Annotated in this window: 15 protein-coding genes; 9 read left to right on the forward strand and 6 right to left on the reverse strand. The window is 66.4% G+C overall.

What is annotated here, in order from left to right; all coding sequences use genetic code 11:
* Positions 1-2 precede the first annotated feature (2 nt).
* Complete coding sequence (locus CYU59_RS13255; protein WP_292990099.1) at positions 3-986, reverse strand: alpha/beta hydrolase; 984 nt, start codon at positions 984-986, stop codon at positions 3-5.
* Positions 987-1055: 69 nt separating this feature from the next.
* On the reverse strand, positions 1056-1967 hold the full coding sequence (locus CYU59_RS13260; RefSeq protein ID WP_292990101.1) for a LysR family transcriptional regulator: 912 nt from the start codon (positions 1965-1967) through the stop codon (positions 1056-1058).
* Positions 1968-2044: 77 nt separating this feature from the next.
* On the opposite strand from CYU59_RS13260, the gene CYU59_RS13265 reads away from it, so the two are divergent.
* The 5 genes from CYU59_RS13265 (at position 2045) to CYU59_RS13285 (ending at position 8239) form a co-directional block, all read left to right on the forward strand.
* Positions 2045-4375 (forward strand): hypothetical protein, encoded by a 2331-nt coding sequence (locus tag CYU59_RS13265; protein ID WP_292990103.1) that lies wholly within the window; start codon positions 2045-2047, stop codon positions 4373-4375.
* Positions 4376-4532: 157 nt separating this feature from the next.
* Complete coding sequence (locus CYU59_RS13270) at positions 4533-5552, forward strand: ABC transporter substrate-binding protein (protein ID WP_292990105.1); 1020 nt, start codon at positions 4533-4535, stop codon at positions 5550-5552.
* Entirely contained in the window at positions 5549-6325 is a 777-nt protein-coding gene (locus CYU59_RS13275) for an ABC transporter ATP-binding protein (protein WP_292990108.1), read from the forward strand. Before CYU59_RS13270 ends, CYU59_RS13275 begins: the two co-directional genes overlap by 4 nt.
* A complete protein-coding gene (locus tag CYU59_RS13280; RefSeq protein ID WP_292990111.1) occupies positions 6315-7163 on the forward strand; it encodes an ABC transporter permease in 849 nt (282 codons plus the stop codon). The genes CYU59_RS13275 and CYU59_RS13280 overlap by 11 nt, the downstream gene beginning before the upstream one ends.
* Positions 7160-8239, forward strand: a complete 1080-nt coding sequence (locus CYU59_RS13285; RefSeq protein ID WP_292990113.1) for a metallophosphoesterase — start codon at positions 7160-7162, stop codon at positions 8237-8239. Before CYU59_RS13280 ends, CYU59_RS13285 begins: the two co-directional genes overlap by 4 nt.
* Here the strand turns inward: CYU59_RS13285 and CYU59_RS13290 are convergent.
* On the reverse strand, positions 8226-8843 hold the full coding sequence (locus CYU59_RS13290; protein WP_292990115.1) for an isochorismatase family cysteine hydrolase: 618 nt from the start codon (positions 8841-8843) through the stop codon (positions 8226-8228). The two genes, CYU59_RS13285 and CYU59_RS13290, sit on opposite strands and share 14 nt — an antisense overlap.
* 75 nt (positions 8844-8918) lie before the next feature.
* Here CYU59_RS13290 and CYU59_RS13295 point away from each other — a divergent pair, with 75 nt between their 5' ends.
* Genes CYU59_RS13295 through CYU59_RS13310 form a run of 4 tightly spaced genes read left to right on the forward strand, consistent with a single transcriptional unit; the run spans position 8919 to position 12501 of the window.
* Entirely contained in the window at positions 8919-10388 is a 1470-nt protein-coding gene (locus CYU59_RS13295) for an NAD(P)/FAD-dependent oxidoreductase (protein ID WP_292990117.1), read from the forward strand.
* Positions 10385-10825, forward strand: a complete 441-nt coding sequence (locus CYU59_RS13300) for a VOC family protein (protein ID WP_292990120.1) — start codon at positions 10385-10387, stop codon at positions 10823-10825. Before CYU59_RS13295 ends, CYU59_RS13300 begins: the two co-directional genes overlap by 4 nt.
* The gene (locus CYU59_RS13305) at positions 10822-11559 is read left to right on the forward strand and encodes an SDR family oxidoreductase (RefSeq protein ID WP_292990123.1); all 738 of its coding nucleotides are present in this window, start codon (positions 10822-10824) and stop codon (positions 11557-11559) included. Before CYU59_RS13300 ends, CYU59_RS13305 begins: the two co-directional genes overlap by 4 nt.
* 24 nt (positions 11560-11583) lie before the next feature.
* The gene (locus tag CYU59_RS13310) at positions 11584-12501 is read left to right on the forward strand and encodes an LLM class F420-dependent oxidoreductase (RefSeq protein WP_292990126.1); all 918 of its coding nucleotides are present in this window, start codon (positions 11584-11586) and stop codon (positions 12499-12501) included.
* A gap of 9 nt (positions 12502-12510) precedes the next feature.
* Here CYU59_RS13310 and CYU59_RS13315 read toward each other — a convergent pair whose 3' ends face one another.
* From CYU59_RS13315 to CYU59_RS13325, 3 genes are all read right to left on the reverse strand, one after another.
* Positions 12511-12696, reverse strand: a complete 186-nt coding sequence (locus tag CYU59_RS13315) for a hypothetical protein (RefSeq protein ID WP_292990128.1) — start codon at positions 12694-12696, stop codon at positions 12511-12513.
* A gap of 66 nt (positions 12697-12762) precedes the next feature.
* On the reverse strand, positions 12763-14382 hold the full coding sequence (locus CYU59_RS13320) for an AMP-binding protein (RefSeq protein WP_292990130.1): 1620 nt from the start codon (positions 14380-14382) through the stop codon (positions 12763-12765).
* Positions 14383-14470: 88 nt separating this feature from the next.
* Positions 14471-15499 (reverse strand): hypothetical protein, encoded by a 1029-nt coding sequence (locus CYU59_RS13325; protein ID WP_292990132.1) that lies wholly within the window; start codon positions 15497-15499, stop codon positions 14471-14473.
* Positions 15500-15638: the final 139 nt, after the last annotated feature.

Here is a 15638-nt window from a genome sequence, read left to right on the forward strand (position 1 = left end):
GCTCAGCCCGCCTTTCCTGTGACGTTCTCGATGTCGTGCTCCTGCAAGGCGGTCTCGACGAACGAGGCGACGTGCGCCATGGCCTTCGCGGCTTCAGGCGTCAGCCGGGGAAGCGCCTGGAACACGTGCACCTGGTCAGGCCAGACCTGGAGGGTGCAACGGCCACCCGCGGCGCGGATGTCGGCGGCCAGGTGCCGGGAATCGGCGAGCAGGAATTCGGCGCCGCCGGCCTGAATGAGGGTGCGCGGCATCGGCGGCCCACCCGCCACGTCGAGTCGCAGTCGCGGATGGGCGGGATCGATTCCGTTGCTGTACAGCCGGACCAGCCGGGCCGCATCGGTGGCCCGGATCGCCGGGTCACGGCGCAAAACCTCACGCGCACGGGCAAGCTCGAGGGTGAGGTCGATCAGCGGCGAGAACAACACCAATCCGGCCGGACGGTGGGTGGCCACATCCGGCTGCAGCAGCAGATCCACTGAAAGGTGGCCGCCGGCCGAATCACCGGCGATGACAAGGCGTTCCGCGGGCACCTGGGCGGTCAGCCAGTCCCACCCGGCCCGCACGTCCTCGGCTGCGGTGGGGAAGCGGTGGCGCGGCGCCAACCGGTAGTCGACGGTGAACACCGGTAGCCCGGTCAACCGGGACAGCCACGCCGTCAGTCGACGGTGGGTTCTCGGTGAACACAGCGCGAAGCCGCTGCCGTGAACGAAGTAGATGGCGCCCCGGCTCGTCGAGACGCCGGGCGCGCGCACCCACTCACCGACAACGCGACGCCCATCGTGGTGCACGTCGATGTGCTCGATGCGGGTCCCGGCCAGTGAAGGACCGAAGGTATCCATGATGCCGGCGATGATGCGGCGCGATGCCCACAAGCCCCAGGCCCGTTCGGGCGGAAGTACCGCGCTGAGCTGCCGTAATGTCGCCATGCTCGCCAGCGCCGCGGAACGTGATCGCAGCGATCCGCGAGTCGGCATTGACTCCGTCATGCAGGAGAGTCAACACGGAATGGTGACATTCGTCAATGGCAACGTCGGAGCGGCGTGTCGCTGGGCCCGCTATCTCGGGCCCGCGCCGACCGTGCCGATGTGGTCGAAGACGCAGCCGATGAAGGCCTGCGATGCCGGCGACCGCTGCGCATCGCCCGGCGCGACGAGATTCACCTGACGATGCAGATCGGCGCCGGCCACCGGGCGCAGCACCAGTGTCGGATCGGCGCCGACGCGCGAGACGGCGACCGACTCCGGTAGCAGCGCGACCCCGAGATCCCTTCGGACGAAATGGATTACCTCGTCGACGCGAGTCACCTCGAACGCCACCCGTCGGTGCACGTCGGCGAACCCGCGATCGGTTTCGTGACGCAAGCCGTAGCCAATCGGGAAGTCGATGAACGGCAGCAACGCCAATTGGTCGAGGCGTACCGCATCGGCGGCGGCCAGCGGATGGCCGGCGGGCAGCACCGCGACCAGAGGCTCGACGAACAACTCGGTGAAGGTCAGCCGTCCGGCGCTCGGCGGGCGATTCGACCCGACGATCGCGACGTCGAGCCTGCGATCGCGAACAGCGCCGATCAGAAGGTCGCTGCCGCCGCTGCGCAGCGTCACGCTGACCTCGGGATATCGGGTGTGGAAGGTGGCCATCAGGGCCGCGACGTCGAGGCTTTCCGACGGCACCTCCATCATCCCGACGGTGAGCCGGCCGGCGATGGTGCCGCTGATCGCCTGGGCACCGGATTTGATCTGGTCGATACCGGCCAGTACCTGCCGCATCAGGGGCAGCAGCGTCTCGCCGGCCGGCGTCGGCGTGACCTTACGGGTGGTGCGTTCGAAGAGACGGACGCCCAGCTCGTCCTCGAGTTTGCGCAGCTGCTGGCTCAGCGCCGACTGCACGATGTATTGGGCCGCGGCGGCCCGGGTGAAGCTCTGGGTGTCGGCCAGGGCGACCGCGTAGCGCATCTGCTGCAGGTTCATCTTTGTTCACTTTCAGTGATCAATCGCATCATATCTATGCGTTGGACTGAGCAGTGGTCCGACGCCAGAATCGTGAAATGCCATCCGTGCCGCCGGTTCGAATCTCCGCGCGTGCCGCCGGCGGGCCGGACACCAACGACTGCTCCGACCTGAGCGTGCGCGAAGCCGTCACCGCCGAGCTGACGGCGCTGCCGTTCCTGGGCGAGCTGAGCTGCCCGACCTCGACCGTCGTCGCGGGATCGACAGAAGAATTGTTGTTCACCTACACCGTCGGCCAGTCCGGTATCGCCGACAGCGGGTGGCTCAAACTGTGCTTCCGGTTCTACTCGGACTGGGATCTGCAGACCGACGATCCGCAGGGACGGGACTTTGCCTCGGCGCGGCTGCTCAGTCGTTCGTTGAGTGGCCGGGCATCGGAGCAGTCGGCGGCGACGGCTCGACAGCTCAAGATTCGCTATGACGTCAAGGGTGGCGAACGTCCGTTCCAGAAGGCGTTGGTGATGCATGTCGTCGACGGCTATCTGCGACCCGGGGACGTCGTCGAGATCCGGCTGGGGGATCGACGTTTCGGCGGTCCGGGCACCCGGGTCCAGACTTTCGTCGAGGACGAGTTCGAGTTCCATCTCTTCGTCGATCCATTAGGGACATCGCGAATGGCCCGCGCCGCGCGCTCGGTGCTCGCGATCGTCCCGGGCCCGCCCGCCCACCTTGCGGTCCATGGCCCGCGACTGGTGCGTTCGGATTCCGGGACGGCCGATCTGCGTCTGCACCTCCAGGATCGCTGGGGCAACGCATGCCGCGACATCACCGCACACGCATCGGCCCGGGTGAACGAAAAGACAGTGGCTGCAGCGGAATTCCCCGCCGAGGGATGGGTAGCTGTCGCGCTGACGGTCCCGGCCGGCTCACCCCGCGTCGACGTCGCCGCCCGGACCGCGACCGACATCGTCGGTGAAGCCACCTGCTACCTGGACCAGATCGACGACTTTCCCTCGCCGCGGGCGCTTTTCGCGGACCTGCATGTGCACTCCAACGACACGGTGGGCACCCAGAACACCCCGTGGAATCTGGCCTACGGCCGCGACATCGGCGCACTCGATGTGATCGGCTACACCGCCAACGATTTTCAGATCACCGACGACGTCTGGGCCGATGTGGTGCAGGCCTGCCGCGATGTCAACGATGACGGGCGACTGGTCTGCTACCCGGGAGTCGAATGGTGCGGCACGGCCGGTGTCGGCGGCGACCACAACGTCGTATTCCTCGGCGACGACACCACCTTGGCGCGATCGCTGGAATGGCACTCGGGCATGGCCTCGTCATCGCCGGTGCCACAGACCTGGCCGATCACCCAGCTGTACGCCGCGTACGACAAGGACCCGGACTCCTATCTGCTGATCCCGCATGTCGGTGGACGGCGGGCGATTCTCGACTGGCATCACCCGCAACTGGAGCGGTTGATCGAGGTGCACTCCGCGTGGGGCACCAGCCCCTGGTTCTTCGAGGACGCCATGGCGCGCGGATTGCGACTGGGCGCCAGCGCCGCCAGCGACGAGCATCGCGGCCGGCCGGGCGGTGGTGCGCCCGGTGCGAACATCTTCGGCGGCAACGGCGGACTCACCGGCGTACTGGCGCCCGAGCTCACCCGCGAGGACGTCGGGAAATCGCTGCGTTCCAGACGGACCTGGGCGACCACCGGTGCACGCGCGGTGGCGCTGCTGCGCAGCGGCAAGCACTGGATGGGTGACGAGATCGACTGCACCGCAGACGAATTGACCGCCCAGTACGCGCTCTACGGGACGGCGGGGTGGGAGGATCTCCAGGTCTGGGATGCCTCGGGACTGCTGTATCGCCGCGACCTGCACGGTGAGACCGGACTGTCCGACACGCTGGTGCGGATCCGCTGGGGCGGTGCTCGGCACAAGGACCGCTACCGGTGGGCGACCTGGACGGGTGGGCTCAGGGTCGACGGTAGTGCTGTCGACGCCGTCATGCCTTGGGCGGCAACGCATCCCGAGCAGATGATCGCCCGCGACGGCGACGGTGTCAGCTGGCGCACCCAGACATTCGGAAGCGATATGGGTGTCATCGTCCGACTCGCCGATCTGGCCGGCGCCCGACTCCGAATCGACACCAGCGTCGAGGAGGACGGCCTGCGCGCCGAACTGGCGGTCACCGGTGCCGAACTGCTGGACACCGGTGCGCGGGAGGTCGCCGTCGGCGGACTCAACCTGACCCTGCGGGTGGAGCGCATCGCCGACCCGACCGCCCTTCCCATCACCGTGAACGGAACCCTGGCGATCGATCTACCACCCGTCGACAGTGCGGTCTACATGCGCGCACGCCAAGTCGACGGGCACCAGGTGTGGACCAGCCCACTTTTCCTCAATCGCGGCCGGGTCGAATAATGCTGGGCACCAAGGCCTGCTACCTGACTCGACGTCTGTACGTCGACCTGCATCGCGTCACCTCGGCCTCCTGTCGCTGACCGGACGGTCAGGCCCCGTCTCACCCGACGCGGTAAATGGCCGCAGACCGATCATCCCTCTCGCCTCAAGGAGAACCATGGCGCCTCGCCCCCTCGCTCGCTCGGTGATGGCGGTCGCGCTCACCGCCGCGACGCTGACCGGCTGCGGACACTCCGCCTCGACCGACCGCGGCGCTCACCTCACCCTGCGACTCGGCTATCTGACCCGGATCACGCACGCCTCGGCGCTGGTCGGTATCGACCGAGGCCTGTTCGCCAAAAACCTCGGTCCGGGAACAACGCTGGACGCCCAGCCGTTCGGGCAGGGCACCGCCGAAGCGACTGCACTGTTGTCCGGCAAGATCGATGCCGCCTACGTCGGGCCCAACCCGGCGTTCAATGCGTGGCAGAAATCCGGCGGGACGGCGATCAAGATCGTCTCCGGGTCCGCGCAGGGCGGAACGTCATTCGTCGTCAAACCCGACATCAAATCCGCTGAGGATCTCCGCGGCAAGACCGTGGCCGACCCGGCGCTGGGCGGCAACCACGATGTCCTGCTGCGAAGTTGGCTGAAAGAACACGGTTTACAGACCAACAAGCAGGGTGGTGGTGACGTCTTCGTCAAACCCACCAAGCCGGAATCGGCCATCGTGCAGGAGTTCACCGCCAATCAGATCGCGGGCGCCGTGGAGTCCGCTCCCTACGACGTGCAGATGGTCAAGGACGGCGGTGTCCGACTGTGGCCAGACCTCGGAACGATCACCATCCTGGTGGTGCGTCAAGAATTCCTGGCCGCACATCCCGACGCCGTGGCGGCGCTGCTGCGCGGTCAGATCGAAGCCGACGAGCTGATCCACACCAACCCCGTTGCGGCGCAACAATCGGCGAACAACGCACTGGCCAAGAGCGTCGGCAAAGGCCTGGACGCCGATGTGCTCGACGCCTCTTTTCGGGAGACGACGTTCACCAACGATCCCGATGCCGCATCCCTCAACGACCTGGCCCGAAAGTCGGTATCGGTCGGGTTGCTGGACCCGATCGACCTGAAAGGCCTTTTCGATCTCGCACCGCTCAACCGCGTGCTGCAGTCGACCGGTCGCCCCCAGGTCAATTCATGAGTCCGGCGACGACCACCGACCGGAAAGTGGTGGCGGACGGCGTCGTCACGCTCGAGTCCGTTTCGAAGACCTACGGTCGCGGCGGCGCGGCGGTCGAGGCCCTCACCGACGTGTCGATCGCCGTGGCGAGGGGTGAGTTCGTCTGCTTCGTCGGGCCGTCGGGTTGCGGCAAGAGCTCCCTGCTGTCGTTGGTCGCCGGACTCGACCAGCCCACCTCCGGCGAGGTCCGCACCGCAGATCGACAGATAGCGTTCATGTTTCAAGAGCCGGCACTGTTTCCGTGGCTGACGGCGGCCGCCAACATCGAGCTGGCGCTGCGGGCCCGCAAGCTGCCGAAGGGTGAGCGACAGACCCGGGTGGCCGAACTGCTGGAGATGGTGGGTCTGGCAAGCTTCGCCGCCGCCCGGCCCCATCAGCTTTCAGGCGGAATGCGGCAGCGGGTCGCCCTGGCGCGGGCGCTGGCGCAGGACGCCGACGTGCTGTTGATGGACGAACCCTTCGGTGCGCTCGACGCGATCACCCGCAATCTGCTGCACGGCGAGCTCGAACGTTTGGTGGCCGAAACGGGTTTGACAGTTCTGTTCGTGACGCACAACGTCGGTGAAGCGGTGCGACTCGGCGATCGGGTGATCGTGCTGAGCGGCCGCCCGGGCCGGATCGTCGCCGAACACACCGTCGATCTCCCGCGACCGCGACGCACGGAGAGTTCGCAGTTCGCCGGCCTGACGGCGGCGATCACCGCCGGCCTGCAGGGGACACACGATGGTGCTTAGCGAGGTGACCGGCACGGCCGCGGACGAGTCGCGTCGGCCCACCGAGTCGGCGGTGCGGCGACGGGCGCGCTCGCTGTGGGCCCCGGGGGTGGGACTACTCGTGGTGCTTGCGCTGTGGCAGATCGTGTATCTGACCGGGTGGAAGCCGTCCTTCGTGCTGCCCAGCCCGGCGGCCGCGCTGGCCAGCCTCTGGACCCAGGCTCACCAGCCGGTGCTGTGGCAGGCCATCGCGACCACCATGGGCAGGGCCGTCTACGGATTCGGCTTGGCGGTGGTGATCGGCCTCGCCGTGGGAATTGTGGTCTCGCGCAGCAGGATCGTGCGGGCGGCGTTCGGGCCGCTCATCACCGGCATGCAGACGATGCCGGCCATCGCGTGGTTTCCCTTCGCGATCATTTTCTTCGGTCTCACCACGTCGGCCATCTTGTTCGTCATCGTGATCGGTACGGCACCCGCGATTGCGGTGGCGGTGATCGCCGGTAGCGACCACATCCCGGTGCTGCTGCGCCGTGCGGCAACGATGATGGGGCTGCGAGGTTTCGCCCTGTACCGGCATCTGATCCTGCCGGCCTCACTGCCCGTCTTCGTGACCGGTCTCAAACAGGGCTGGGCGTTCGCCTGGCGGAGCCTGATGTCCGGGGAGTTGGTCGTGATCGTGGCCAACACGGCGTCCATCGGCGTTCTGCTGGAGAACGCGCAGAACCTCTCCGACATGCCGTCCGCGATCGCGATCATGATCGTCATCCTGGCTCTCGGAATAGTCATCGACGGGCTTTTCACGGTTCTGGACAACGCGATTCGTCGTCGGCGGGGCCTGCTCGGGGCCGACGACTCGTGACACCCCAGCCGTTGCGGTTGTGGGCGTTCGGAGACGCCCATGTCGGTACCGATCGGCAGCACGGCAGAAGCAGCCTGGCCGAGGCGATTTCGCAATCCGAGCTGGGTGGGGCCGAGGGAGGTCCGCCGTTCGACTGGGACATCGCCATCGACGTGGGCGACATGTCCGGATCGCATCACAGCTTGCCCGACGACACCGAGGGCGAAGAAGTGGTCAAGCAGTTCGCCGCGCTGCGGAACCATCGCCGCGAGGACGTCTACAGCGTGTGCGGCAACCACGACCGCAGCGGGCTGGACGAACCCGAGGCGTGGTGGTGGCGCAAGTGGGTCGACCCACTCGGCGAGCACACCGAGTTCTCCGGTGTCGACCCGGCCGCCCGCCCCTACCGGGTGCAGGGCAGCTGGGAGCGGTACAGCTTCCGGGTGGGCAATCTGCTGTTCCTGATGATGAGCGACCGCAACGAGCCCAGCCAGCACGTCGGCCGCGGAACGCTCGGTGGCAATCCCGGCGGGGTGGTCAGCGGTGAGACGTTCGACTGGTGGGCGTCGATGGTCGACGACAATCCCGACGCGGTCATCGTGTCGGTGCATCACTACGTCCTCAAGGACACCACCGTCGCCTCGGGCGAATGGGAGGGCGTCCGCCGCTCTGCCACCGGCGAATTGGTCGAGCACTATCACCGGCCGTTCGAACAGGGCACGCCCAACGGCGCCTCATACCTCTACTGGGTGGACAGCAAGCCGGATTCGGCGGCGTTCGAATCGTTTCTCGCCACCCGTCCGGGCCGGGTGGCGCTGTGGCTCGCCGGTCACACCCACACCCATCCGGAGGATTCTTTCGGCGGCAAGACGCACATCGAACAGCGTTGGGGGACATGGTTTCTCAACGTCGCATCGCTGAGCCGCCATCACATGCCGATCACCACGCTGCCGATCAGCCGGCTGTTGACGTTCGAGCCGGGTAGCGCTCAGGTGCGGGTGCAGTGCTATCTGCACACCAGTCAGTTCGCGCCGCAGGGTTGGTACGAGAAGTCCGAGCAGACGCTGACGCTGAATCGACCGTTCAGCTGGACCTGATGTCGGCCAGGAGTTCCTCGGTGGAGACCACGGCAGTCGCATAGTTGGGAATGTTGACTTCGAGTGCGGCGTGCATCTCGGCGTCGGAGTAGCTGGCGGTCGCGTCGTTGACCACGGTGACCTCGTAGCCCAGTTCCGCGCCGAAACGAACGGTCGCCTCGAGACAGGTGTGGGCAATCAACCCGATCATGATCAGCTGGTGAATTCCGTACCTCTTCAGCAACACGTCCAAATCGGTATTCGCGAAACCGCTCGAACACCAATGTTCTTGCGCGACGACGTCTCCTTGCCGGGGTTCGAACTCGCTGCGCAGCCGACCACCCCACGTTCCCTCTTCGAAGGTCTTTCGCGACCAGGCCGCTTTCTGAATCGGCGCGATGGACCGCCAGTTCTCGTAGTCACCGGGCCGGTATCGGTGATGCAGTGCGTAGAAGACCTGGATCTCGGCCGACCGGGCCGCCTCCAGCACCTGGCTCATGTGCTGCACACAGCCGTTGGCTTCGGCGATTCCTTTCAGGCGGTCCCACACCTTGCCGCCCTCGGAGATGAAGTCGTTGTACGGGTCGATGACGATGAGGCCCGTGGTGGTGCTGCGGTATTTCATCCGCTCGACTCTGCTCCACCACCGCTGAGAGCACCAGTGTTTACATATCGAGGTGCGTATGTAACATTGCTGACTATGGTCGCGTCGGCGAGGAAGCTGCGGGTCGGCGTCATCGGCGCCGGTCCCGGTGGCATCGCGATGGGCATCCAACTGGCGCAGGCCGGCTATGACTTCACCATCTTCGAGCGTGGCGACGGGTTCGGCGGGACCTGGCGCAACAACACCTACCCGGGCGCGGCCTGTGACGTGCCGTCGCACTTCTACTCGTTCTCGTTCGCGCTCAACCCGTACTGGAGCAAGACCTACGCGAACCAGCCGGAGATCCTTGCCTACTTGGAGAAGGTCGCCCACGACCACGGCCTCGCTCAGCATCTGCGGACCGACACCACCGTCACCGCGTTGCGATGGTCGGATGCCGACGCCCGCTGGACGATCGACACCGAGCAGGGGGAGCGGCACGAGGTCGACATCGTCGTCAGCGCCGTCGGCATGCTCGACATCCCCAACATTCCGGCCATCCCGGGCCGGGAATCCTTTGGCGGCAGGGTGTTTCATTCGTCGCGGTGGGACCACTCGAAATCGACGGCCGGGGAGCGGGTTGCGTCGATCGGCACCGGGGCCAGCGCTGTGCAGTACGTTCCGGCGATCGCAGCGGAGACCGAGCACCTGACCGTTTTCCAGCGCACCCCGATCTGGGTGGCGCCGCGGTTCGACGATCCGTTCACCCCGGATCAGCAAGCGTTGTTCGCGAGCGATCCGGTTGAGGCGCTCAAGGTTCGCGACGCCGCCTTCCAGCAGTACGAGGCAGCCGACTTCGACGCGGAATCCGACATGACCAAGATGCTGACCGACATGTCCTACGGCTACCTGATGAAGAAGGTGCAAGACCCGGAGTTGCAGTCGAAGTTGTTGCCCGACTACCCCGTCGGATGCAAGCGACCGCTGCAGTCCAAGACGTGGTTCCCGGTGTTCGCGCTGCCGAACGTCCGATTGGAAACCGAGCCCATCGTCGCCTTCACCGAACAGGGTCTGCGCACCGCGGACGGTGTGGAGCATCCCGTCGACACGGTGATCTTCGGAACCGGTTTCAAGGCCGCGGATTATCTGAGCAGTCTCGAGGTGTACGGCCGCGGTGGTCGACGACTCCACGACGAATGGTCGGACGGCGCCGAGGCCTATCTTGGTACCGCGGTGCCGGGCTACCCGAATCTGTTCACCCTCTACGGACCGAACACCAACGGGATCACGTCGATGATCTACATCCTGGAGGCGCAGGCCGAATTCGTGCGCCGGCTGCTCGACACGATGGGCAGGGAGGCCATCGCGGCGGTGGACGTCAAGCGCGGCCCGCACGACGAGTTCAACGCCGAGATACAGGCCGCGCTCGACACCACAGTATGGGCGGCCAACTGCAGCAACTACTTTCGCCATCCCAGCGGCAAGATGGTGACTCAATATCCCTACAGCGGGGCGATGTTCGCGCAGCGCCTGGCCGCGGTGACCCTGGACGTCTTCGATACCTCTGCACAGGGGGAGAGCGCGTGAACGGTATCCACCACACAGCGATCGTGACCACCGATGTCGATCGCGCGCTGCGCTTTTGGCGCGATGGTCTGGGTCTCGAGATCATCTTCGATCACGTCTTCCGGGGCGATTGGCCGACGCTGTTCGACGCGACGAACGACAAGCTTCGCTCGATCTTCCTCGGCGATCCGGCCGCGCTGGACGGTGGACTGGTCGAACTGGTCGTCTTCGACGAGTCGGCGCCCGCGACCGAATCGGTTGCGGGACCGACGCCGGGGTTCTTCCTCGTCTCGTTGAACCGTGACGTCGGGCCGGCACTGGGCCGACTGGCAGAGCTGGGATTCGCCGACGGAGTCCGGCGGATCACGGTCCCGGCACCGGAGGGCAAACAGGTGGAAATGGCCGTGGTGGTAGCGCCGGACGGTGTCCGGGTCGAGTTGATCGGCCCGGCGCGATGAGCGCGATCGTGACCGGTGGGGCGTCGGGGATCGGTCAGGCCGCCGCCGATCGGTTGCGCAAGGCCGGGCATCACGTCGTCACCTGGGATCTGCGCGGCGGCGACATCGACTGCGACATCAGCGATCCCGGCCAGGTGGCGGCGGCGCTGGAGCAGACGTTGAAGGCCGCCGGAACGCCGGATCGTCTGGTGGCGTGTGCGGGTATGGGTGCATCGGGCTTGCTGCTGGCGCAGGACCCCGCCGAGTGGAAGCGGGTCATCGACGTCAACCTCACCGGAACGTGGCTGACGATGCGGGCGGTGGCGCAGTCGATGATCGACGGCGGCGGCGGCGGATCCATCGTCGCTGTGTCGAGCATCAGCGGCACGGTGGCCGACCGCGACATGGGCGCGTACTGCGTCTCGAAGGCCGGGGTCGACATGTTGGTGCGGGTGGCGGCCAGCGAATGGGGGCCGCACGCGATCAGGGTCAACGCGGTGGGGCCGGGGGTTACCCGGACACCGATGCTGGCCGGGGCCGAGCAACTTCCCGGCTGGCTGGATGCGCTGAGCGAACGGACCGCACTCGGCCGGGTCGGTGCGGCCGACGACGTCGCCGAGGCGGTTGTCGCGGTGCTCGAGATGAGTTGGGTGACAGGACAAACCGTGCTGGCCGACGGTGGCTTGGCGTTGCAGAGCCCGATCGACACCTATGGGCAGGTGCAGCGGCTGCGCGCCAAGCACAGGAATAGCTGACCAGCCGGGCGCGTTGCGGGCAGCATGCCTGCTGGAGTACTGCTCATTCCGCGTCCCGGTGCCGTCAATCTCGTCGACGATGTCCTCGACCAGGCCAGACGGGCTCACGAGCTCGGGGTCACGAAGGTGTGGCTGGCGCAGCAGCTGAACTACGACGCGATCTCGTTGGCGGCGGTTGTCGGAGCCGCTGTTCCGGGGTTGGGTGTCGGCACCTCGGTGGTCCCGATCAACCCGCGACACCCCTTGATCGTCGCTCAGCTGGCGCAAACGGCACAGGCCGCCACCCACGGCAACTTCAGTCTCGGGCTCGGGCTGGGCGCGCGCCTCATCGAACGCCCGGCTTTCGGTACCGACTGGACCAACGTCATCACCCGGCTTCGGGAACATCTGACGATCCTGCGTGCCGTCTTCGACACCGGAAGCGTCGACTTCCACGGCAGCGAGATCAGCGCCAGCCCGACCTGGCCGGTGCAGGTCTTCGGCGGCACTCCGGTTCCGGTGTACGTCGCGGCCATGGGCCCCAAGGCGTTGCGGGTCACCGGCGAACTGGCGGACGGGACCATCCCATATCTGGCGGGTCCGCGGACCATCGGTGAATTCATCGTGCCCACCATCAACAAAGCCGCAGCGGAAGCCGGCCGCCCGACACCGCGGGTGATCACCGCCGTCCCGGTTCTGGTGTCAGACGATGTCGAGAGTGCCCGCGCCGCGGCCGCCGAACAGCTGGGTTTCTACGAAGCGATCCCGTCGTACCGCAATGTCATCGCGCGGGAGGGTGTCGAGAGCATCACCGAGCTGGCTGCGATCGGGCCGGAGCAAGCAGTGCTGCGGAAATTGAATTCGTATCTGGACGCCGGCGCAACCGAGTTGACGCTGAGCCCGCTCGAGCGGACGGACTCGGCGGACCGGGAGGTGCTGTGGAGGCTGGCTGCGGCGCTGTGAGCGACCGAATTACTTGACGTGGAACGCGAGCAACGCGTCACCGGGAACCATGCTGGACGGCGAGGCCATCGCCGCGCCCGCTCCGAAGAGCGCCGCGCCGGCGGCCAGTACCGAAAAGGCGAGCGACACAACTGACCGCTTCGTCTCGATGCGGCCGCTAGCCGCCGACGAACTGCTGTCAACCTGTGTTTTCATGTCCTTGACGGTAATGCTGAAAGATAAAGGATCTCTGTCCGAACTCGGTGAATTCGGCAGCGAATTCTAAGACTGTAATTGCCGCACAATGGCCTTCTTGTCGACCTTGCCGATCGGCGTGGTCGGCAGTGTGGGCAACGCATTGAGCACGTCCGGCCGGGCATGTCGCGCCACGCCACGCTGGTCGAGGTAGGCGTTCAACTCGGCCAGTGTTACCGGTTTTCCGGAGAAAACCACTGCCGCGCAGATCTTTTCACCCAGGTACGAGTCAGGCACCGGAACCGCCGCGGCCGCCGAGATCGACGGATGACTACGCAGATGCTCTTCCAGATCTGCTGCCGGAACGGTCTCGCCGCCGCGATGGATGACGTCCTTCACCCGGCCGGTGACCTCTAAGTTTCCATTGGTGTGCAGACGGACCAGGTCGCCGCTGCGATAGAAGCCCTCGGGGTCGAACGAGTTCGCATTGGCCTCCTCGGCGCGGAAATACCCGTTGAAGGTGTACGGACCCCGGACCAGCAGTTCGCCTTCGGTACCGGCGGTCACGGGTAGGCCGGCGTCGTCGACGACGCGGAGTTCATCGGCAGCGCACAGCGGCCGTCCCTGGGTGTTGTCGACGACCTCGGGCGGGTCGCCGGGGCGCGTGTAGTTCAGCAGTCCCTCGGCCATGCCGAACACCTGCTGCAATCCCGGCGTCAGGGTCTCGCGGACTCGTTGTGCGTCAACGGCTTCCAGCTTGGCGCCGCCAACCTGCAACAGCCGCAACGAGGTTGGCGCCTCCGGCTCCCATTCGGTGGCCTGTGCCCACAGGTTGGCCAGTGCCGGCACCAGCGCGGTGACCGTGACGCCGTGGCGGGCGATCGCGCCGAACGCAGACTCCGGGCTGGGGTTGGTGAGGAACACCGTGGTCGCACCGGCCGTGATGGCGCCGAGCAGGCCGGGGCAGGCCAGCGGAAAGTTGTGTGCGGCAGGCAAAGCCGCCAGGTAGACGTCGTCGGCGGTCAGTTTGCAGAGTTCGGCGCTGGCGGTGGCGTTGTAGACATAGTCGTTGTGGGTGCGGGGGATCAGCTTGGGGGTGCCGGTGGTGCCGCCCGACACCAGCAGCAGTGCGGGGGTTTCCGGATCTGGTTGATGTGCCGGCCTTTCGGCGTTACCGGTATCGATCTGCGTCCACGCGGTGAATGGCCCCGGGTCGCCGTCGACGATGACGTGACGCAGCCCGGGATGGTCGCGCACCAGTTGCTGCGCCATCGGGCGGTAGTCGAAACCGCTTGCGGTGTCCGGGATCAACAGCGCTGTTGCTTCACTGACCGCGGCGAAATGTCCCAGCTCGGCCGCACGGTGTCCGGTCAGGCACATCACCGGGACCGCCCCCGCGCGTAGCAGGGCGAACAACGCCACCGCGAACTCGCACCCGTTGGGGAATTGCAGCAGCACCCGATCGCCGACGGCGATGCCCAACCCGGCCAGCCCCGCGGCGGCACGACTGGCGCGCTGGTCGAGCTCGGCGAATGTCAGCCGGTGCGCTCCGTCGGCGTCGACCACCGCGGCGCGGGTCGGCCACCGATGCGCCGCGTCGGACAGCAACGAGTCGACGGGCCTGCCACTCCAGTACCCCTCGGCGCGGTACCGGGCCGCTCGGTCGGGCGGAAACGGCACGAAACCGTCGAGATGGGACGAAGCCATCGCTTGCCTCCGATTCGGTGGTCCGAAACGCAAAGGGCGGGATGGGCGACGCACGCCCGTCCCGCCCCGGCGCATTCTCGCCTAGAGGCTAGAACAACCCCCCGAACAGGTCGGGCAGTGTCGCGGTCACGGCCTCGGCGGTCCCGGTCGTCACCGATTCCGTTGCCAGCGTGCCGAACGCGTCGATGAACTGTGTGGTCCAGGTCGTGTACAGCTCGTCGAGGAAGCTGCCCGCGTTGAGCAGACCCGGGAACAGCTCGGCCGCTCCGTTGAACGGGTTCGTGCCGGCGTCATAGCCGTTGACGATGGCGTTGAGCACGTCGGAGCCGAGGTTGTTCAGGTCGGACAGCCCCAGGGTGGCGGTGTCGGGATTGGCGAGTTCGGTGCCGATGTTCTGCAAGTCGCCGCTGAGCGCGAAGAAGCCACTGATCTCCGGGGACAGCACGGTCTCGGCAAACCCCTTGAGCTCGATGTAGCTGCCGAAGGATTCGAGCAGATTCGTCTGAATCTGCGACAGTTCGACCGGTATCGAGAACGTTGTGACGCCCTTGGTGGTCTCGTCGAGCAGCGGCGCCAGCAGCGGCTTCAGCGTGTGGTCCAGCAATTCCAATGAGTAGGCGTTGAAGTCGCTGTACAGCAGCTGCAGTTTGCCGTCCTGCAGATCGCCGGCGAGCGTCGCAAGCAGGCTGCCGGTGGGGGCGACGGCATCGGGGCCGCCGAGGACGGGCTCTCCGCCGAACAGCCCGAAGACGTAACCGTCGTCGCCGCCGTACCAGCCTCCGAACAGGGCGTTGTTGATGCCCGTCTCGAAGCCCGTCAGTGCCGTGCCGATCTGGGTGCCGAAGTGGTCTGACACGTTGCCGAGCGCTTCGGAGAGCGCCGCGCTCGAGGCGGCGCCTTCGGTGTTCAGCGTCCCGAGGTTGTCGCTCACGTTGGCCAGAAATGTCGTCCAGTCCACCTCACCGGAGACCAGCTTCACGTCCCGGTGCGCGGGCAGCGGCCCCGTGACGGGAGTCGCGTTCATTGCGAACACTCCCGCGCCGGCCACTGCCAGGCCGGCGATCACGAGCCGGCTCCGCCGAGCCGTGGTGGAGGGGGACGAGACAGCTGGACGCACGGCATCTCCTTAGATCGACATAAGTGAATTTTTCGCCCTGAGCAGGCGGAACGGGACGCTACCTAGGATTTAGCTGAGACACAATAGGTAAACCTAACCTAATTGTTAAACGCCTAATCAACTCACATTTTTGTCACAT

The organism is Mycobacterium sp. (assembly GCF_002863225.1).
Classification (GTDB): Bacteria; Actinomycetota; Actinomycetes; order Mycobacteriales; family Mycobacteriaceae; genus Mycobacterium.